Raw genomic sequence first — 19331 nt, 5'->3', positions numbered from 1 at the left:
TCGCCGGCAGGCTGCGGCCAACTCGCCCGGTGGCCTGTTCAATCGCGGGTATGCAGTGCGCGGCCGGTGTGCGCCAGCGCCAGCTTTAGCAGTGCGTGCTGGCTATCGGCGCCCAGCTTCTGCTTCAGCTTCTGGCGGTGGGTTTCCACCGTGTTGGCGCTGATACCCAGCCGCGCGGCCATCTCGCCCTTGCCCAAACCCTGCGCCACCAGCAGGAACACCTCCAGCTCGCGGGCGCTCAGGCTGTCCACGCCTTGCGGTGCTTGCAGCCCCTGGCGGCCAGCCAGCCGTATCGCCACATTGGGCGCCAGGTAGCGCTGGCCCAGCGCCAGGGCAGCCAGCGCCTGCGCCAGCTCCTTGCCCGCCGCGTCCTTGATCAGGTAGCCGTCGGCCCCGGCGGCCAACGCCTGTTCGATGATGCTGGCCTCGTCGCGTATCGACAGCACCAGCACGCGGCTGCCAGCGGCCAGTAGCTCGGGCAGCAGTTGCAGGCCGTTGCCGCGCCCCAGGTTGATGTCCAGCAGCGTCAGTTGCGGTGGCGTGGCGGCCAGCGCGGCGCGCGCTTCGGTGAGGCTGCCGGCCTCGGCAATGCGCACGCCTGGGCAGTGGCTACCCAGCAGCGCGGCCAAGCCCAGCCGTACGATGGGGTGGTCGTCCACCAGTAGCGCGTGTTGCAGCATCAGGCCAGACATACGGTGGTGCCTCTTCCGGGTGCGGTCTGCAGTTGCAGGCTACGGCCCAGCAGGCCAGCGCGCAGTTGCTGCGAGCGCAGGCCGATGCCGTGGCTGATGGCGGCCGGGTCGAAGCCGCAGCCGTTGTCCTGCACGGTCAGCAATGGCGCGTTGCCCAGCGCCAGCGTGACGTGGTTGGCCTGGCCATGACGGATGGCGTTGTTGATAGCCTCCTGGGCGATGCGGTACACGTGCAGCCGCGCTTCGGCGCTGAGCTTGGGCGGCGTGTCGCACACCTGTAGCGCTACGCTGACGCCGCTGCCGTCGTGCTGGCTGGCCAGCGCCTGCAGCGCCGGCTCCAGCCCGTCTTCCAGTAACGGTGCGGGCGTCAGGCCGCGCGCGCCCAGCCGCACTTCGTTTACTGCCTGCTGCAGGCAGCTTTGCAGCGCGCCCAGCGCCGGCGGTAGCGGCTGCAAGGTGCTGGCCAGGCTATCGGCCAGCAGGCGCGCAGCGGTCAGCGACTGGCCGGCGCCGTCGTGCAGCTCGCTGCCAAGGCGCTGCTTTTCGCGCTCGCTGGTGTCCAGCAGCGCCGCTTCCAGCAGCTGCTGTTCTTCTTGCGCCTGCTTCAGCTCGCGCGCGCGGCGGGCCAGCCGGCGGCGGCGGCTGTCGGCGGCGCGGCGCAGACGCTGGCGGGTGCGCAGCAGCGTCCAGGTCATTCCGATCACCACGATGAACAGCGCAGCGGACAGCGCGATCACGATGATGGCTGCCGGCTCGATGACCAGCCAGCTATGCAGCGGGCTGCGCGCGAACAGGGTAAGGCGGTAGGGTTGGCCGCTGCTGGCGGTGTAGTCCAGGTTGTCCCAGTGGGTTGCCCATGGCGGCAGCGATAGCCCGCCAAGCTGCTCGTCCACGATGTAGCGCCCGGGTGGCCAGTGCGCACTCTGCCGTAGCGGGGCCGGCGGGTAGGCGTCGTCGCCGTCGTCGGGCGACAGCGGGTTGTCTGCGTCCAGTGCGTATTCGCCGTGGTCCGGCTGGCTGCGCACGGCGGCATCGATACCGCTTTGCAGGCGGTAGTGCAGGCGCACAAAGCCCGGCAGCGGCGTACCGGCTGCGTGTGGCAGCGGGTACAGCCATTCCAGGATCGGGTCTTGCCCTTGTCTGGCCCGGCGTGTACTGGCTGGCCCCGGCTGCGGTTGGCGGGCATGGGCCAGTTGCTGTGCGTTCAGTACGTCTTGCGCTGCCAGGGTTTGTAGTGTGTTGCTACCGCAGGCCAGACGGCCGGGGTGTTGGCCACGGGTAATAACCAGCTCGGCGCGCGCCCAGGTGCCGCTGGCCAGTTGGCCGCAGATGCGCTGCAGCAGCGCGCTATCGACGCTGCCGTCTGGCCGCAGCGCCAGCGTCAGGCTGGCACCGTCGCCGCGCGACTGGTCCAGGTGCTGCTGGAAGCTGCGGTAGAAATTGTCCTTGTGGTCACGAAAGCGGCGGCTGGCCTCGTGGATGCTGGCGGACCAGTGCATCAGCACTTGCAGGTAGAGCAGCGCCAGGGCAATGGCGACCACGCTGGCCATGATGAGCAGGTCGCGGCGCGGCCAGCGGTGTCGGTGTCTGAGAAATTGCATGGTGTGCCAAGTGAGGGGGTGGGGGTCAACCGGTGAGTGATTCTCACACGAAAACCCGCTGCTTATGCTGCTGCTATTGCAATCAGTCTGTCTGATGTCATGGCGACATGCGGGCAAGCAACACTGCCGGAGGCTTTCATGCACAGCGTTTTCCCCTTATCCCGCCTGGCGCACTGGCGCCGTCTCGGTATCTTGCTGGCCTGCCTACCCTTGGCCGCCTGCTCGTTTGCGCCAGTGGTGGCGCAAAAACTGGGCGTTGGCGTGGCCAGCGACCAGCAGGTGGCCGACGCCACCGCCAAGCATTTCGGGGTGCCGGCCAGCCAGGTGCGCGTTAGCGAGCTCAGCCGCGACAACAGCCTGAACGGCACCATCATCTATTACAACGCCCAGGTTGGCAGCAAGCGCTTCCGCTGCGTGATGGCCAGCTCGTTTGCCTCGGACTCGCTGCCCAAGTGCGCGAAACCCGGCGAGCCACTGCCCAGCGCCTTCTGAACCCGACACCCATCCACGAGGAGCATGCAAACATGAACAATACTTTTCAGCGCGCCGGCCTGGTACTGGCGCTGGCTTGTCTGGCTGCCTGCGGCGGCGGCGGCGGCGGCGGGGGCGGTGCGGCGGGTAGCACTACGGCGAATACCGGCAGCGCGCCAGCTGCGGGCAGCGCCGGCAGCAGCACCACGCTGAGCGGCGTGGCGGCTACCGGCAAGGCGCTGGCCAGCGCACGTATCAGCCTGCGCGACGCCGCCGGCGTAATCCGCCGCACCACCAGCGACAGCAACGGCGCGTTCAGCCTGGATATGAGCGGCCTGCAGGCACCGATGGTGCTGGAGGCGCAGTCCGGCGGCACCACCCTGTACGCACCGGTATTTGCCGGCGATACCCACGTCAACGTGAACCAGCTGACCAATGCCCAGCTGCGGCAATGGCTGCGCAGCCGCTGCGCCGACGACACCTGCCGCGGCCAGGCGGCCACCCAGCAGCTGTATGACTTTCTGGCGGCCGGCAAGGGCGACCTGGCGGCGCTGACGGCGGACAGCTTCGATAGTGACTTGCTGGCGCTTACCAGCGCCGCGGGTGGCAGTGCCGGCAAGCTGCGTACCGACAAGACCTTTGCGGCCAACGGCAAGGGTTGGGACGCGCTGCTGGACGCGAACCCTTACGGCGCCATCACGGTGGGCGACAACGGCATCACCAGCCAGGCCGGCCTGCTACAGGCCGCTGTCAGCAGTGTGCCGCTAGCCAGTGCGCCCATCTTGCCGACCTACCCGTACGACAATCTGTGCCGCGGCACGCTGAACGCCACCGTATACCGCACCGCCAATGTGGACATGTACGGCCAGGGCATCAGTGCCGACCAGCAACGCCGCGCCGCCTTGCTGGCCGATTACTACCTGCGCATGGAGCGCAGCCGCTTCGAGGTGTTGACCGATACCGGGCTGACCGGCCAGCGCGCGCAGTACTGCGTGGATGGCAGCGTGGTGAATGCCGGTGGCAGTGCCAGCGGCGGGGCGATCGGTGGCAGCCTGGGTTATTTCAGCGGCCCGCAGGCAGCGGGCGAGGACGACTGGCGTCAGGTGCTGCACCACGAAACCGTCCACATGGCGGTGAACGCCGCCACCGGCAATACCGCGGCTGGCGGCCCGAATATGGTGGAAAAGTGGCTGGATGAAGGCCTGGCCGTGCACTTTGCCGGCCAGGACGGCTGGCTGAGCGATGTGGACGGCTGGTTTGCCGACAGCGACCACAGCGTGCACCCGATGGATGTGGGGCTGGATGGCATGATCGGCAGCCAGCGTTTTGGCAACCTGGGCTACTACGAGATGTTCCGCCTGATGCTCAAGCAGCTGGAAACCGCCAACGCCGGCCCGCAGGAGCTGGGCCGCCGCGTGGCCAGCGTGCTGCGTGCTGTGAAAGGCAAGCCGATTGCCACTCACCCTGGCGTGTTCCAGAACGCAGCCAGCCAGTACCTGTTTGGCAACAGCCCGTACGCGACGTACCGCAGCAATCTGCCTGCCACCCTGCGTGACTATGTGGCCAGCCATACCGTGGCCGTTGGCGTGAGTGGTGGCACTGTGTTGCGTGGCAGCCTGCTGGCGGAAGGCGCGGCAGTCAGCTGCAGCAGCCTGCGCAATGCGCAAGATGTGCAGCTGGTGGCTGGCAAGCTGCTATTGCCCAAGGTGGACGGCAGCTATCGCCTGCTGGCGATACAGTCGGTGAGCAAGGCCGGCGGCCAGGCCACGGTCAGCTATTACCCGCTACAGACCGTCACCATCAGCAATGGTGCGGTCAACCCGGCCACGCTGGCCCTGGCCGGCCAGACGGTGGCCAGCCTCAGTTGCAGTAACTAAGCAAGCGGCTGCGGCCAACCTGCTGCAAGGTTGGCCGCATGCTTGTGCCCCGCCTGCTACACGTGCAGCAGCAAAAAGCGCCGCTCCCACGGGCTGATCACGTTGAAGTACTCGCCGTACTCGGCTTCCTTGATGGCGCTGTAAGCCTGGATAAAGTGCTCGCCAAACAGCTCGGCCAGCGGCTGGCAGTTCATCAGCAGGTCGATGGCGTCGTCCAGGTGGCGCGGCAGCTGGTGCGGCTGGTCGTAGGCGCTGCCCGCCAGCGGCGCGTCCGGCTGCAGGCCCTGCGTCATGCCCAGGTAGCCGCAGGCCAGGCTGGCTGCCAGCGCCAGATAGGGGTTCACGTCCACGCCGGCCAGGCGGTTTTCCACGCGCCGTGCTTCCGGGCCGCTGTGCGGCACGCGCAGGCTGCAGGTGCGGTTGTCGTAGCCCCAGCTCAGGTTGATGGGTGCCGAGGTAAAGCGCGACAAGCGGCGATAGCTGTTTACATAGGGCGCGAAGAAGGGCATGGCGGCCGGCAAATAGGTTTGCAGCCCGCCGATAAAGTGAAAGAACGCCGGTGACGCGCTGCCGTCGGGCTGGCTGAAGATATTGTGGCCGCCGTCCAGCGCTACCACGCTCTGGTGGATGTGCATGGCGCTGCCGGGCTGGCCCTGCATCGGCTTGGCCATGAAGGTGGCGTACATATTGTTGCGGATGGCCACCTCGCGCACGGTGCGCTTGAACAAAAACACCTGGTCGGCCAGCGCCAGCGGGTCGCCGTGGTCCAGGTTGATCTCCATCTGCGCGGTGCCCATTTCGTGGATCAGCGTGTCCAGCGCCAGCCCCTGCGCTTGGCACCAGTCGTACATCACGTCGAAGATGTCGTCGTATTCGTTCACCGCGTCGATGCTGAAGCTCTGCATGCCCGCCTCGGTACGGCGCGTGCGGCCCACCGGCGGCTTCAGCGGCATGTCTTCATCCGGCTCCAGCTGCACCAGGTAAAACTCCATTTCCGGCGCCACAATCGGCTTCCAGCCCTGCTGCTCGTACAGCTTGAGGATGCGCTTGAGCACGTTGCGCGGCGACAGCACGGCCGGGGTGCCGTCGAAATTGACGCAGTCGTGAATGATCTGCGCGGTGGGCTCTTTGGCCCACGGCACCGGGCGGAGGGTGCCGGCGTCGGGGATCAGCCGCATGTCGGGGTCGGCCGGGGCGGTGAAGTCCTGCTCCGGGTAGTCGCCGGTCACCGTCATCATCAGCACCGCCTCCGGCAGGCGCAGGCCCTCGGCGGCGTTGTACTTGTGGCGCGGCACAATCTTGCCGCGTGCCAGGCCGGTCATGTCCGGTATCAGGCACTCCACTTCGGTGATGTGGTGTTCGTCCAGCCAGCGCTGGATGGTTTGGGCATCGTTCATGGGCAGGCTCCTCGGGAGGCAAGGCCGCCGCATGGCGGGCCTTGTGGTTGTGCTGTCTTGCGTTGCCGCCTGGCGGTGGCAAAAGGTTATAGAATGCAGGCAAACGCTTGTACGCATTACCTTTCAGCAAGAACGGGGCCATGCTGTGGCTTGCGCCCCTTCCATCCTTACTAGCAGATTGTTACCGTTATGACCGAAGCCTCGCCGTCTCCTGCCGCTCATGCCGCCTCACCTTGGCCGCGCCGCCTGTTATGGACGGGTGGCACGCTAGCCGTATTGCTGGCAGGCAGCTGGGCTGCCGTGCCGCAGCTGATACAGCATTACGCCGGGCAGTGGGCGCAGGGCATAGGCCGCCAGCTGACGTTTGGCGAGGTGGTGTTCGAGCCATGGGCGCTGCGGCTGAGCTTGCGCGACATCCGCCTGGCCGACCGCGACGGTAGCCCCCTGCTGCTGGCCAAAGGCTTGCGGGTGGACGCCGACGCACTGCCCTTGCTGCTGGGGCGGGTGTCGCTGGCCGAGCTCGCGCTGGATGCACCGCAGCTGCTGGCCAGCCGCGATGCTGCCGGGCAGTGGAACTGGGCGCGCTTTGCCGCCGACGCCGCCGGCCCGGCCAAAGCCGGGCCCCAAGATAGCGAGCCGGTGACGCTGCTGATCGCCCGCCTGGCGATCCAGCAAGGCCGCATCCAGCTGCAGGATGCACTGGCAGGCGGGCTACAGCGCCAGGTACTGCCGCTGGACTTGCAGCTGAAAGACCTGTCCACCTTGCCCGGCAGCGATGGCCGTTACCGGCTGGCCGCCGCGCTGGACGACGGCACCCGGCTGGACTGGCAGGGCAGCCTGCAGCTGCAACCGCTACAGTCCGACGGCGTGCTGAAGGTGCGTGATTTGACGCTGGCTGCGGTGTGGCCCTACGTGCAGCCACACCTGACGTTGGCCGCACCGGCCGGCAAGCTGGGCCTGAGCGTGCCTTACCACGTGGACCTCAAGGGCAAAACGCTGCAGCTGGGCAGCCAGGGTTTTGCGGCCAACTTGCAAGGGCTGGCACTGCAGGCACCGTCTAGCAACAGCGCGCTCAAGCTGGCCAGCCTGACGCTGGGCGGCGGCCAGTTCGACCTGGCCTCGCGCCGCCTGGCTATTCGCCAGCTGACGCTCAGCGGTGCCGAGCTGGCCACGGTGCTGGACCGCTACGGCCGCGCCGACTGGCTGGCCGCCTTGCCGCCCGCCGCGCCGGCCAGCGCCGCTGCCAAGCCAGCCGTCAAGCCAGCCGTCAAGCCAGCCGCCGGCCCCGGCTGGCAGCTGCAGCTACCCGCCATCACGCTACAGAACTGGCAGCTGAAAGCCACCGACCAGCGCTTTGTTAGCCCGCTTAGCGCCAGCCTGACGCTGCAACGCTTGCAGGCATCGCTGGCCATGGGTGCTGACGGCAGCGTGAAGCTGGATAAAGCCACGCTGGCGCTGCGCGACCTGGCGCTGGCCAGTGGCCGTCAGCCACCACAGGCCCGCCTGGCGGCGCTGGACGTGGCCGCCAGCAGCGCCGACCTGGCCAAGCATCAGCTGGTGGTCGGCGATATCCAGCTACGCGGTTTGCAGCTGGCCGCCGCGCGTGACAAGCAGGGCGAGCTGGATTGGCAACGCCTGCTGCGTCGCCACCCGCAGCCGGCAGCAGTGGCCGCAACCGGCAGCGCGGATAAGGCACCCGCACCGGTCTGGCAGCTGCGCTACCCGCAGCTGACGCTCAGTGACAGCCAGCTGCGCTGGCGCGACGCCACCACCGCGCAGCCGGTGGTGCTGCAACTGGCAATCGACCAGGCCTCGCTGCAAGGCAACCCGCAGCAGGGTTTTGCGCTGGGCTGGCAGTCGCGGCTGGGGCGCGGCCAACTGGCGTTGCAGGCGCAGCTGGCGGCCAACCTGCAAGACGTCACCGCCACGCTGGACGCCCGCAATCTGCCGCTACAGGGCGTGGCACCGTACGCGCTGGACGCCACCACACTGCGCTTTGGCGGCGGCGAGTTATCGGCCAAGCTCAAAGGCAGCTGGATAAACCGGCGCTGGCAGGCAGATGGCCAGCTGGCACTGGCACGTTTTGCCTTGTACGAACCCGGCCAGCGCGAGCCGCTCTTGGGCTGGCAGCGCCTGCAGCTGGGCAACATCCGCGCGCGGCCGCAGCGCGTCAGCGTAGGCGACGTGCGGCTGCTATCGCCACAGCTGCGCTTTATCCTGGACGAACAGCGGGTGCCCAACTTTACCCACGTGCTGAAACCGCAAGCCGCCACGGCGCCGGTTGCGGCCAACCCCGCCGCCAACCCCGCTGCGCTACCGGTGGTGGACGTGCGTGCGGTACGGGTGCGTGACGCGCAGCTGGATTTTGCCGATCGTGGCCTGAACCCGGCATTCGGTACCCGCATTCACAGCCTGTCCGGTAGCGTGCTCGGCCTGTCCAGCCAGCCAGGGCGCCGTGGTACGGTGGCGCTGGATGGCCGCGTCGACCAGTACGGCGACGTGCGCATTCGCGGCAGCCTGTCGCCGCTGGATGTGACCCGCGACCTGGATATGGCGCTGAATTTCCGCAATATCCCGCTGGGCAGCCTCAACCCGTACGCCATGACCTTTGCCGGCTGGAAGATTACCGACGGCCGCCTCGGCACCGAGCTGCGCTACCTGCTGCAAGACCGCCAGCTGAAGGGCGATAACCGCATGGTGGTGGACAATATCCAGCTGGGTGAAGAAGTGGTGGATTACCAGGGCACGCGCCTGCCGCTGCGGCTGGCGGTGGCCATTCTGGAAGACAGCGATGGCCGCATCGACCTGTCGCTGCCGGTGGCCGGCAGCCTGGACGCGCCGGACTTCAGCTACGGCCACCTGGTGTGGCAGGCGCTGCGCAATGTGCTGGTGAAGGTGGCCACCGCGCCGTTCCGTGCGCTGTTCGGTGGCGAGGGCTTTGACGAAATCTACGCCGACGCCGGCGACGACCGTATTCCGCCGCCGGAGCGCGAAAAGCTGCACAAGCTGGCCGAGCTGCTGGCCAAGCGGCCCAAGCTGAAGCTGGCGCTGGGCGGCGGCTACGATGCCGCTGGCGATGCTGGCGCACTGGCACGGCAGCATGTGGATAGCGACATCCTGCAGCGTGCCGCGTACAAGCTGCACGCCGACGAGCCACTGCCGGTGCCCGACCTGGGCGACCCGGCCGTGCGTAGCGCGGTAGGTGACGCCTACAGCGTGCAGTTTGGCCGCCTTGCCTGGCTCAAGCGGGTGGCCAGCACGGCAGACACGCCGGCGCGGGCACAAGCCATGCGTGCCGAACTGCTGGCCGCCCGCAAGGTAGACGACAAGGCGCTGCAAGCGCTGGCTGGCGCCCGCGCCGCCGCCGCCCGGCAGCTGATGTTGGCCGCACAGCCTACCCTGGCCGAACGGATTGCCCTGCTGCCGCCGGAACAAGTGAAATCGGCGGCTGACGGCGTCCCCCTGTTGCTAAAGCTGCAGTAAATCCCCCTGCTACACCTTGGCTTGCCCTGGTGCACCAACGCCCCGCACGCCGGGGCGTTGTCATGCCTGCTTGCCCGCCCTGGGCGTTTGAAAGCGCTTTGACAGCCAAGCGTGGCAAGCTTGGTGCAAGCCGGCTTGCCTAATGCACTGCGCTGGTTCATACCACAGCAATGGCAATAAAACAGCGCCAGGCTGCGGGTATCCCCAATGGCCAGCGGTGTTCATGCCTGTTCTCATGCACCAGCCCGCTGCACGCGTGAGCAGATAACGATAAATAGAGAGAGGAAACACCCGATGAAGCTGTCTACCCGCCTGCTGATTCTTACCCTGGCCAGCCTGTTTGGCCTGCTACTGCTGGGTGGCATGTCGCTGTATTTCAAAAAACAGGGCTTGCTGCACGAAAAAGAAACCCAGATTACCCACTTGTTGCAGGTGGCAGAAAATATTGTAGAGCGCCACGCCAAGCTGGCGGCAGAGGGTAAGCTGCCCGAGGCCGAGGCCAAACAACAGGCGCTGAAAGCGCTATCCATGGTGCGCACCAAAGAGGTGTATTTCTTTGTGCGCGACAGCGGCAACGTGATGCTGTACCACCCGAAGGAGTCGCGCATCGGCAAGTATGACGACGGCGGCAAAGGGCAGGATGGCCGCACCTCGGTAGAGGTGTATGCCGAAGCGCTGGGCAAGGCACAGTACGGCATGGTGTACGTAATGGCCGCGCGCCCGGGCAGCGACGTGGACATCCCCAAGCTGAACGGTGTGGTGCGTGCCCAGCCCTGGGGCTGGGTGGTGGGCACCGGCTTTTTTGTGGATGATATCGACGAGATTTTCTGGCGCGAAGCGCGTCTGATGCTGCTGTTTGTGCTCATCGGCATTGTGGCCGTGGGTGTACTGGCCTGGTTGCTGTCGCGCAGTATCCTGCGCTCGCTGGGTGGCGACCCGGCCTATGCTGCGGCAGTGGTGCGCCGTATTGCCGAAGGCGACCTTACCGAAAAAATCGTGGTCAACGGCCCGTCAAGCAGCCTGCTGGGCAGCATGCACAGCATGCAGCACAAGCTGGCACAAATCATTACCGATATCCGCACCGGCAGCCACGATATTGCCGACGCCGGCAACCAGCTCAAGCAGCATATGGGCCATTTGCAAAGCGTGTCGCACAATGCCAGCGAATCCACCGCCTCGGCTGCGGCAGCCATCGAGCAGCTGTCGGTCAGCATCGACCACGTTACCGCCAGCGCCCGCGATAACGAAAACGATGCCCGCCACACGGTAGACGAGGCGGCCAGCGGTACGGTGCTGACCAGCGAAGCCAGCCGCCATATCGAACTGATTGCCAGCCAGATCGGCGAGGTGAATACCCAGGTGCACTCGCTGTCAGAACGCACACGCAACATCAGCGGCATTGCCGAAACCATTCGCGAGATTGCCAACCAGACTAACCTGCTGGCGCTGAATGCGGCGATTGAAGCCGCCCGGGCCGGTGAAACCGGACGCGGCTTTGCCGTGGTGGCCGACGAAGTGCGTAAACTGGCCGAGCGTACCGCGCTGGCCACCGACGAAATTTCGGCCATTGTGCAAGCCGTGGTGGCCGATACCGGCACGGTATCCAGCCAGGTGCAGAGCATCGCCCCGGTGGTAGAGCAAGGCGTGACCCGTGTGCAGGAGGCGTCCAGTGCGCTGCAGGCGATCAACAGCCGTGCGCAGGACTCGCTCAGCCGCATCCGCTCGGTAGCGCTGGCCATGTCCGAGCAGAGCAAGGCCGGTACCAGTATCGCCGGCAGCGTGGAGCAGGTGGCCGGTGTGGTGGAAGATGCTTTGTCCTCTGCCAGCAACGCGGTAGAGCAGGTGAATGCCATCCATCAGCAAGCCGAAGTCTTGCGTGCCTCGGTAAACCGCTTCCGCACCTAGCCCGCTGGCGGGCTGCCAAAGATGCCTCCTGCGGGAGGCATTTCTGTTTCTGCGGCGGTGTAGCCTGGGAGGTGGCGACGTTGCTAAGCACGCGCCAGGCCGGCGGTGGGGGCCTCGCTTCGCCCTTGACCCCCATCAATGCCCGGCACCACTAAAAATTGTGTAATCTGACGATTGGGGTGCTACATATGGTGGTGTGGTCATGGAATGGGAGCAGGCAATGGCATGGGTGGAACAAGACATTTCGCGTGAAGTGCTGCTGGAAAAATACGCCAAGAACGGCGAGCAGAGCATGAGCGAAGTACGCCAGCGCGTCGCGCGGGCGCTGGCCGAGCTGGAGAGCGACCCGGCGCGCTTTGCGCCCTTATTCTTTGCCGCACTGGACCAGGGCTTTATTCCAGGCGGGCGCATCAATTCGGCCGCCGGTACCGACCTCAAAGCCACCCTCATCAACTGCTTTGTACAGCCGGTGGGCGATGCGGTTTCGCAAAGCGAAAACGGCAAGGTCGGTATTTACGAGGCGCTGCTGCAGTCGGCGGAGACCATGCGCCGTGGCGGCGGCGTGGGCTACAACTTTAGCCGCATCCGCCCGCGTGGCGCCCAGGTCAAGGGCACCAATAGCCGCGCTTCCGGCCCGGTTTCCTATATGCGGGTGTTCGACCGCAGCTGCGAAACAGTCGAGTCGGCCGGCGCGCGCCGTGGTGCGCAAATGGGCGTGCTGGACGTGAGCCACCCGGATATCGAAGACTTCATCCACGCCAAAGACCAGGGCGATTTGCGCAATTTCAATATGTCGGTGGGCGTGTCCGACGCCTTCATGCAGGCGGTAGAGGCCGACGGCGACTGGCCGCTGACCCACGCCGTGGCCCCGGCCAACAGCGCCTTCCCCGGCAGCTACCAGCGCGAAGACGGCCTGTGGGTATACCGCACCGTGCGTGCGCGCGAGCTGTGGCAGCAGATCATGCACAGCACCTACGACCACGCCGAGCCCGGCGTGCTGTTCATGAGCAAGATCAACGCCGACAACAACCTGTCGTACTGCGAAGTGATCGAGTCCACCAATCCGTGCGGCGAGCAGCCATTGCCCGACTACGGCTGCTGCGACCTGGGTTCTATCAACCTGTGCGGCTTTGTGCGCCAGCCGTTTGGCGAGCACGCCAGCTTTGACTACGCCGCCTTCGAGCAGGTGGTGCGTACGGCCATCCGCATGCTGGACAACGTGCTGGACCTCACCGTGTGGCCGCTGGTGGAGCAAGAGCGCGAAGCACAAAACAAGCGCCGGGTGGGGCTGGGCTTTACCGGGCTGGGCGACGCGCTGATCATGCTGCGCGTGCGCTACGACAGCGAAGAGGGCAGAAGGTTGGCCGCGAGCATCGCCGAGCGCATGCGCGACGCCGCTTACGACGCCTCGGTAGACCTGGCTATCGAGAAGGGCGCGTTCCCGCTATTCGACGCCGAGCGCTACCTGGCGGCACCACACTGCGCCAGCCGGCTGCCGGCAGCGATTCAGGCGCGCATCCGCCAGCACGGCATCCGCAACTCGCACCTGTTGTCGATTGCGCCTACCGGTACCATCTCGCTGGCGTTTGCCGACAATGCATCCAACGGCATCGAGCCGCCGTTCAGCTGGTTCTACACCCGTAAAAAGCGCATGGCCGACGGCAGCCAGCAGGAATACCTGGTAGAAGACCACGCCTACCGCGTGTACCGCATGCAGGGCGGCGATACCAGCGCGCTGCCCGATTACTTTGTCAGCGCGCTGCAGATGAGCGCACTGGACCACATGCGCATGGTGGCGGCGGTGGCGCCGTTTATCGATACGGCGATCTCCAAGACGGTAAACGTGCCGGCCGACTATCCGTTTGACGACTTCGAAAGCCTGTACCTGGAAGCCTGGCGCGCCGGACTGAAAGGCATCACCACCTACCGCCCCAATAGCGTGCTGGGCTCGGTACTGTCGGTGGCGCCGGCTGCGGCCAACCCTGGCAGCCAGACGCTGCCGCAAGACCTGAACCAGAGCGACCCGGACCGCCGCATTACGCTGAACAGCGCGCCCAGCCCGGCGCTGGCCAGCCTCAAGTGGCCGCACCGGCCCAAGCTCAAGCACGGCAACCCGTCGTGGACCTTCATGGTAGAAGGCGAGGAGGGCGATTTTGCCGTGATGGTGGGTCATATCGATGGCAGCCAGCCGGGCGAAGCGGCGCTGCCGTTCGAATGCTGGGTCAATGGCGACGTGCCGCGTGGCCTGGGCGCCATCGCCAAAACGCTATCCATGGACATGCGCTGCCGCGACCGCGCCTGGCTGGCCGCCAAGCTGGACGCCCTGGCCGCCACCCGTGGCGACCGCCATTACCGCGTGGAGCTGGCCGACGGTGCGCTGCAGAGCAGCGCCGCCGCCGCCGCGCTGGCGCGCGTGGTGAAATACCGCGTGGCACAGCTGGGCGCGCTGGAAGGCGCCGACGGCGACGCCACGCCGGTGATGGACGCGCTGTTTGCCCGCAAGGAGCCCAAATCCGGTGCCGATGGCACCATCAGCTGGTCGGTAGATGTAGTCAACCCGCAAACCGGCGACGATTTTGCCCTGTTCGTGAAAGAGCTGGTGCTGCCCAATGGCCAGCGCCGGCCGTACTCCATGTGGCTGGCCGGCCACTACCCGCGCGAGCTGGACGGGCTGTGCAAGATGCTCAGCCTGGACATGCGCGTGATCGACCCGGCGTGGATAGGCATGAAGCTGCGCAAGCTGCAAAGCTACGCCGAGCCGCAGGCCGACTTTTTTGCCCGCACACCGGGCAGCGACAAGTCGCAAAGCTGGCCGTCTACCGAGGCGTATCTGGCGCGGCTGATCATCCACCGTTACGCCATGCTGGGCATCCTCAGCGAAGAAGGTGTGCCGGTAGAGGATATGGGCGTGATGGTGCCGGAGCAGGGCGAGCTGTTTGGTAACAGCGTGGTCAGCCCCGCGGCGGCAACCATGGCGGGCAAAGCCTGCCCCGAATGCGGTAACCGGGCACTGATCAAGAAAGACGGCTGCGAATTCTGCACCGCCTGCGGCCACGTAGGGGCGTGCGGCTAACCCGGTAAACGTGGTGACCCTGTGCCGCCTGCGGGCGGCATTTTGCTGTCTGCCACTGCTTTGGTATCGATTTCAGTATTTTTTGCCATGCAGCGAAAAGCCAGCCAGTGTGATGGTTAATTGCTTGGGGCTGCGGCGGGGTGTTTTCCAGCGTGACAGGGTTGGTAAGTGAAAGTTCATTGCCGATTAATATAATTTGTAGCGTGGGTGTCACTTGATTTGGCGCAAAAAGCGCTTGGCCAGAAAGCGTAGCCTGCAGGCATGAGATCGTTTTCATGAAAGGGCAAGAAAATGGCTGTTAGCGAATTCCACATCCCCGCACTTAACCTGATGGGCGCCGGTAGCGTACAAAAAGCAGTAGACGCCATGCAGGCCCGTGGTCTGCGCCGCACCCTGATCGTCACCGATACCGGCTTGGTGAAGGCCGGCCTGGTCGCCCAGGTGCAACAGAAGTTGGCCGCAGCGGATATCCAGTCTTTCGTGTTTGACGGTGTGCAGCCTAACCCCACTACGGCCAACGTGAATGCCGGCCTGGCGCTGCTGCAGGATAAAGCCTGTGACAGCGTGATCTCGCTGGGTGGCGGCTCGCCGCACGACTGCGCCAAAGCCATCGCGCTGGTGGCGGTGAATGGCGGCAAGATCCAGGATTACGAAGGTGTAGACAAGTCGGCCAAGCCGCAGCTGCCGCTGGTGGCCATCAACACCACCGCCGGTACCGCCAGCGAAATGACCCGTTTCTGCATCATTACCGACGAATCGCGCCATATCAAAATGGCCATTGTGGACAAGCACACCACGCCCATCCTGTCGGTGAACGACCCGGAAACCATGGTTGGCATGCCGGCCAGCCTGACCGCCGCTACCGGTATGGATGCGCTGACGCACGCGGTAGAAGCCTATGTCTCCACCGCGGCCAACCCGATTACCGACGCTTGCGCACTGAAAGCGGTCAGCCTGATTGCGGCCAACCTGCGTGCCGCCGTCAGCAATGGCAAGGACATGGTGGCGCGCGAGCAGATGGCTTACGCCCAGTTCCTGGCCGGTATGGCGTTCAATAATGCGTCGCTGGGCTATGTGCACGCCATGGCGCACCAGCTGGGCGGCTTCTACGACCTGCCGCACGGTGTGTGCAATGCGGTACTGCTGCCGCACGTGCAGGCGTTTAATACCCGCGTCGCATCGGCCCGCCTGGCCGATGTGGCGGTGGCGCTGGGTGCCGAAGCCAGTGCCGAGGCAGCATTGGCTACCATCCGTCAGCTGGCGGCCGATGTGGGTATTCCGGCCGGCCTGACCCAGCTGGGGGTGAAAGATGCCGATATTCCGACACTGGCGGCCAACGCGTTGAAAGACGCCTGCGGCCTGACCAACCCGGTGCAGCCGACGCAGGCCGAAGTAGAAGCGATTTATCGCGCCGCCCTGTAAGCGGGTAGCCTTATCGGGTAGTGCCCAAGCCGGTGCCTGTGCACCGGCTTTTTTGTGTGCCGGCCAGGGCTAGGGCGCGGCCGCACCGGCGGCCAGCATGGCGTCCACAAAAGCGGCGACCAGCGGCGAGCTGTCGCGTTCGCGCCAGGCCACGGTCAGCGTCATGTAGGCGTGGCTATCCAGCAGCGGCACATAGCAGATGCCGGGCAGCTGCACGCACTGCAGCGGTGCCGGTAGTACTGCTACGCCCAGCCCGGCGTCCACCAGGCCGATCTGGGTGGTGGCCTCACCGGCCAGCTGGTGGACGCGCCACTCGAAACCGGCCTCGCGTGCCAGTTTTTCCAGGCGGCGGGTAAGCCAGTTACCAGTGCTGGACGGGTAGCCGATGATGCGTTCGCCTGCCAGCTGTGTCAGGTCAATGCCGCTGCTGGCCGCCAGCGGGTGGCTGCGCGGCAGCACCGCGCACAGGCGGTCGCGCCGCACTTCGCGCAGTGCAATCCCCGGCGTGTCCTCTTCGCCATTGAAGCGCACCACGCCGACGTCCAGCTTGTTGCTGCCCAGTAGCTGGAACTGCTCGCGGGTAAATTCTTCGTGAAAGTGCAGGGTGACGTTGCCGTGTTGCTGGCGAAAGCGCTGCAGTGCGGCCGGCAGCAGCGACATCAGCGGCAGCGAGGAGGTAAAACCGATATTCAGCTCGCCAATTTCGCCCCGGGCGGCACGGCGTGCCTCGTCGGCGGCCTGGCTGGCGCCCTCCAGCAGGGCGCGCGCGCGTAGCAAAAAGCGCTCGCCGGCCGCGGTAAGTTTGACCGCACGCTGGTGCCGCTCGAACAGGCGTACGCCCAGCTCGTCTTCCAGCGCACGTATCTGCTGGCTAAGCGGCGGCTGTGCCATGTGCAGGCGCTCGGCAGCGCGGGTGAAGTGCAGCTCTTCGGCTACTGCCACGAAATAGCGCAGGTGTCGCAGCTCCATTTGATACTTTCAATGTATTAATGCTTATTGAAATATATATTGGACGTTGCCATGCGCCAAGCCTAGGCTGACACCATTCCCTGACAAGGTGTTGGATCATGTCTTGTGCTTCTGCTGTGCTGGCCCGTGTGGCTGGCGATACTACCCCGCATCACGCTGGCTCTGCCGCCTGGTGGCGCGCCACCTGGGCGGCGGCGATTGGCGGCTTTGCGACGTTTGCCCTGCTGTACGGCGTACAGCCATTGATGCCTTTGTTTGCCGCGCAGTATGGTCTGTCGCCCGCAGCGGCCAGCGCGGTGCTGTCTTCTGCCACCTTGCCCATGGCGCTGCTGCTGATTCCGGCCAGCCTGCTGGCGGAAAGGGTTGGCCGCACGCCCTTGATGGTGGCCTCGCTGGCCGGCGGGGTGCTGCTATCGTGGCTGGCGGTGTGGAGCAGCAGTTTTGGCTGGCTGCTGTGGTGGCGGGCGCTGTTTGGCGTGCTGATGGCGGGCTTGCCGGCGCTGGCGCTATCTTATCTGTCCGAGGAGCTGGCGCCGGAGTCCTTGGGGCGCGCGGTGGGCTTGTACATTGCGGCCAACGCGCTGGGTGGCATGAGCGGGCGCTACGTGGCGGCGGTGGTGGCCGACGCCTGGGGCTTGCAGGCCGGGCTGCTGGCGCTGGCGGTGATGGGTACCCTGGCCGCGCTGGTGTTCTGGAAGCTGCTGCCGCCGTCGCGCCGCTTTGTGCCGCGCCCGGTATCGCTGGCCAGTGTCTTGGCGGATAGCCGCCAGCATTGGCGTGACCCTGGTTTGTCGCGCCTGTTTTTGCTGGGCTTCATGCTGATGGGCGGTTTTGTCAGCCTGTACAACTACCTGGGTTTTCGCCTGCAGGCGGCACCGTTCGGGCTGTCGCAAAGCGCCATAGGCCTGATTTTCCTGCTGTACGTGGTGGGCATGGTGTCGTCCGGCCTGGGCGGGCGCTGGGCCGACCGCTACGGCCGCCGTGTGGTGTTGTGGAAAATGGTGGCGCTGATGCTGCCGGCGCTGCTGCTGACGCTGAGCCAGAACCTGTGGCTGGTGGTGGCCGGTGTGGCGCTGTTTACCTTTGGCTTTTTTGCCGCGCACTCGGTGGCAGCCAGCTGGGTTGGCCGCCGCGTGCAACACGCCCGCGCGCTGGCCTCGGCGTTTTACCTGACATCGTATTACCTGGGTTCGGCCTTTATCGGTAGTGGCTCCGGCCTGATGTGGCGGCTGGACGGCTGGCCGGGCGTAGCCGGGCTGATTGGTGCGCTATTGTGTCTGTGTTTGTACTTGACCTGGCAGCTGCGCAAAGTCGAGCCACTGCCGGTATTGAAATGATAGGGAGCATGCGATGACTCGCGACCAACAACTGGCGGCGGCTTGTGCCGCCGAGGGGCTGGACCCGAATGAGGCGCTGCAGATCGGCGGGCAGTACGTACCGCTGCTGCAGCACGGGCAGGAGCTGCACATTAGCGGCCAGATCCCGCGTGTGGGCAGCCAGGTGGTGGTATGCGGCCGCGTGGGGGAGCGCTGCAGCGAAGCCGAGGCGCAGCGTGCAGCCCGCATCGCCTGCCTGCGCGCGCTGGTGTTGCTGTATCAGCACCTGGGCTCGCTGGAGCGGGTAGCACGCATCCTGCGCCTGAACGTGTATGTACAAAGCGCGGCAGACTTCACCCGCCAGAGCGAGGTGGCCAATGGCGCCTCGGCCCTGCTGTACCAGCTGCTGGGCGAGGCCGGCGTGCACGTGCGTACCTCGGTGGGTGTTTACCAGTTGCCCAAGAACGCGGCGGTGGAGCTGGACATGGTCGCCATTGCGGCCTGATGTCAGGCTGGCGGATGACGCGGTGATGGCGTATACCGGATGAGTCACCACCAAGGAGTACGCCATGAGCCTGAACGTTGTTGCCATTTGTGGCAGCCTGCGGCAGAAATCCGCCAATAAAGGCCTGCTGCGCTACGCTGCGGCCAACCTGCCGGCAGGCATGCAGCTGACCATCGCCGACCTGTCCGATATGCCGTTTTACAACGCCGACATCAGCGACAAGCCCGCGCCCGTACAGCGCCTGCTGGGCCAGCTGGCCACTGCCGACGCGCTGCTGTTTGCCTGCCCGGAGTACAACTACTCCATCGCCCCGGCGCTGAAAAACGCGCTGGACTGGGCCTCGCGCGAGCCGGGCAACGCGCTGCTGGCGGGCAAGCCGGCGGCCATCATGGGGGCCGGTGGCGGCATGGGAACCTCGCGCGCGCAGTACCACTTGCGCCAGGTGTGCGTGTACCTGAACCTGCACGTACTGAATCAGCCCGAGGTATTTGCCAATGCCTTTGCCGGCGGGTTTGACGGTGATGGCAACCTGCTGGACGCGACGATCCAGGAAAATATCCGCAAGCAGTTGGCCGCATTGCAGGCCTGGCATGCACAGCTGAAAGGCTGATGCCGTTCCG

General features: G+C 65.7%; 13 protein-coding genes. 9 read left to right on the top strand and 4 right to left on the bottom strand.

The window, feature by feature from the left end; all coding sequences use genetic code 11:
• Positions 1–38: 38 nt before the first annotated feature.
• Together PQU95_RS04910 and PQU95_RS04905 are read right to left on the bottom strand one after the other, a co-directional pair.
• The gene (locus tag PQU95_RS04910; protein ID WP_272750954.1) at positions 39–692 is read right to left on the bottom strand and encodes a response regulator transcription factor; all 654 of its coding nucleotides are present in this window, start codon (positions 690–692) and stop codon (positions 39–41) included.
• Positions 680–2293 carry a sensor histidine kinase gene (locus PQU95_RS04905; protein WP_272750953.1) on the bottom strand — a complete coding sequence of 538 codons (1614 nt, stop codon included), beginning with the start codon at positions 2291–2293 and terminating at the stop codon, positions 680–682. Before PQU95_RS04905 ends, PQU95_RS04910 begins: the two co-directional genes overlap by 13 nt.
• 138 nt (positions 2294–2431) lie before the next feature.
• Here PQU95_RS04905 and PQU95_RS04900 point away from each other — a divergent pair, with 138 nt between their 5' ends.
• Together PQU95_RS04900 and PQU95_RS04895 are read left to right on the top strand one after the other, a co-directional pair.
• The gene (locus PQU95_RS04900) at positions 2432–2785 is read left to right on the top strand and encodes a hypothetical protein (RefSeq protein ID WP_017508460.1); all 354 of its coding nucleotides are present in this window, start codon (positions 2432–2434) and stop codon (positions 2783–2785) included.
• A 32-nt stretch (positions 2786–2817) separates the two neighbouring features.
• The gene (locus tag PQU95_RS04895) at positions 2818–4641 is read left to right on the top strand and encodes a carboxypeptidase-like regulatory domain-containing protein (protein ID WP_272750951.1); all 1824 of its coding nucleotides are present in this window, start codon (positions 2818–2820) and stop codon (positions 4639–4641) included.
• Positions 4642–4697: 56 nt separating this feature from the next.
• Here PQU95_RS04895 and PQU95_RS04890 read toward each other — a convergent pair whose 3' ends face one another.
• Positions 4698–6038: a glutamine synthetase family protein gene (locus tag PQU95_RS04890; RefSeq protein ID WP_227304662.1), complete on the bottom strand. Its 1341-nt coding sequence runs from the start codon at positions 6036–6038 to the stop codon at positions 4698–4700.
• Positions 6039–6227: 189 nt separating this feature from the next.
• Here PQU95_RS04890 and PQU95_RS04885 point away from each other — a divergent pair, with 189 nt between their 5' ends.
• From PQU95_RS04885 to yiaY, 4 genes are all read left to right on the top strand, one after another.
• A complete protein-coding gene (locus tag PQU95_RS04885; protein ID WP_272750950.1) occupies positions 6228–9521 on the top strand; it encodes a DUF748 domain-containing protein in 3294 nt (1097 codons plus the stop codon).
• A gap of 294 nt (positions 9522–9815) precedes the next feature.
• Positions 9816–11426, top strand: coding sequence for a methyl-accepting chemotaxis protein (locus PQU95_RS04880; protein ID WP_272750949.1), 1611 nt, complete (start codon positions 9816–9818; stop codon positions 11424–11426).
• Positions 11427–11628: 202 nt separating this feature from the next.
• Positions 11629–14499: an adenosylcobalamin-dependent ribonucleoside-diphosphate reductase gene (locus tag PQU95_RS04875; RefSeq protein WP_272750948.1), complete on the top strand. Its 2871-nt coding sequence runs from the start codon at positions 11629–11631 to the stop codon at positions 14497–14499.
• Between the two features lie 291 nt (positions 14500–14790).
• Positions 14791–15921 carry an L-threonine dehydrogenase gene (gene yiaY, locus PQU95_RS04870; protein WP_272750947.1) on the top strand — a complete coding sequence of 377 codons (1131 nt, stop codon included), beginning with the start codon at positions 14791–14793 and terminating at the stop codon, positions 15919–15921.
• Between the two features lie 69 nt (positions 15922–15990).
• Here the strand turns inward: yiaY and PQU95_RS04865 are convergent, their stop codons facing one another.
• Positions 15991–16890, bottom strand: a complete 900-nt coding sequence (locus tag PQU95_RS04865) for a LysR substrate-binding domain-containing protein (RefSeq protein WP_272750946.1) — start codon at positions 16888–16890, stop codon at positions 15991–15993.
• 98 nt (positions 16891–16988) lie between these two features.
• Between PQU95_RS04865 and PQU95_RS04860 the strand changes: the two genes are divergently transcribed.
• From PQU95_RS04860 to PQU95_RS04850, 3 genes are all read left to right on the top strand, one after another.
• Complete coding sequence (locus PQU95_RS04860; RefSeq protein ID WP_272750945.1) at positions 16989–18227, top strand: MFS transporter; 1239 nt, start codon at positions 16989–16991, stop codon at positions 18225–18227.
• A 13-nt stretch (positions 18228–18240) separates the two neighbouring features.
• Positions 18241–18711 carry a RidA family protein gene (locus PQU95_RS04855; protein ID WP_272750944.1) on the top strand — a complete coding sequence of 157 codons (471 nt, stop codon included), beginning with the start codon at positions 18241–18243 and terminating at the stop codon, positions 18709–18711.
• Positions 18712–18775: 64 nt separating this feature from the next.
• Complete coding sequence (locus PQU95_RS04850) at positions 18776–19321, top strand: NADPH-dependent FMN reductase (RefSeq protein WP_272750943.1); 546 nt, start codon at positions 18776–18778, stop codon at positions 19319–19321.
• Positions 19322–19331: the final 10 nt, after the last annotated feature.

The organism is Vogesella aquatica (assembly GCF_028548455.1).
GTDB lineage: Bacteria > Pseudomonadota > Gammaproteobacteria > Burkholderiales > Chromobacteriaceae > Vogesella > Vogesella aquatica.
Note: the sequence above shows the minus strand (reverse complement) of the source record. Positions and strands in the feature narration are given on the sequence as shown.

Coding starts and splice junctions, on each gene's coding strand:
- PQU95_RS04910 (WP_272750954.1), bottom strand. CDS start 692: ATGTCTGGCCTGATGCTGCAACACGCGCTACTGGTGGACGACCACCCC.
- PQU95_RS04905 (WP_272750953.1), bottom strand. CDS start 2,293: ATGCAATTTCTCAGACACCGACACCGCTGGCCGCGCCGCGACCTGCTC.
- PQU95_RS04900 (WP_017508460.1), top strand. CDS start 2,432: ATGCACAGCGTTTTCCCCTTATCCCGCCTGGCGCACTGGCGCCGTCTC.
- PQU95_RS04895 (WP_272750951.1), top strand. CDS start 2,818: ATGAACAATACTTTTCAGCGCGCCGGCCTGGTACTGGCGCTGGCTTGT.
- PQU95_RS04890 (WP_227304662.1), bottom strand. CDS start 6,038: ATGAACGATGCCCAAACCATCCAGCGCTGGCTGGACGAACACCACATC.
- PQU95_RS04885 (WP_272750950.1), top strand. CDS start 6,228: ATGACCGAAGCCTCGCCGTCTCCTGCCGCTCATGCCGCCTCACCTTGG.
- PQU95_RS04880 (WP_272750949.1), top strand. CDS start 9,816: ATGAAGCTGTCTACCCGCCTGCTGATTCTTACCCTGGCCAGCCTGTTT.
- PQU95_RS04875 (WP_272750948.1), top strand. CDS start 11,629: ATGGAATGGGAGCAGGCAATGGCATGGGTGGAACAAGACATTTCGCGT.
- yiaY (WP_272750947.1), top strand. CDS start 14,791: ATGGCTGTTAGCGAATTCCACATCCCCGCACTTAACCTGATGGGCGCC.
- PQU95_RS04865 (WP_272750946.1), bottom strand. CDS start 16,890: ATGGAGCTGCGACACCTGCGCTATTTCGTGGCAGTAGCCGAAGAGCTG.
- PQU95_RS04860 (WP_272750945.1), top strand. CDS start 16,989: ATGTCTTGTGCTTCTGCTGTGCTGGCCCGTGTGGCTGGCGATACTACC.
- PQU95_RS04855 (WP_272750944.1), top strand. CDS start 18,241: ATGACTCGCGACCAACAACTGGCGGCGGCTTGTGCCGCCGAGGGGCTG.
- PQU95_RS04850 (WP_272750943.1), top strand. CDS start 18,776: ATGAGCCTGAACGTTGTTGCCATTTGTGGCAGCCTGCGGCAGAAATCC.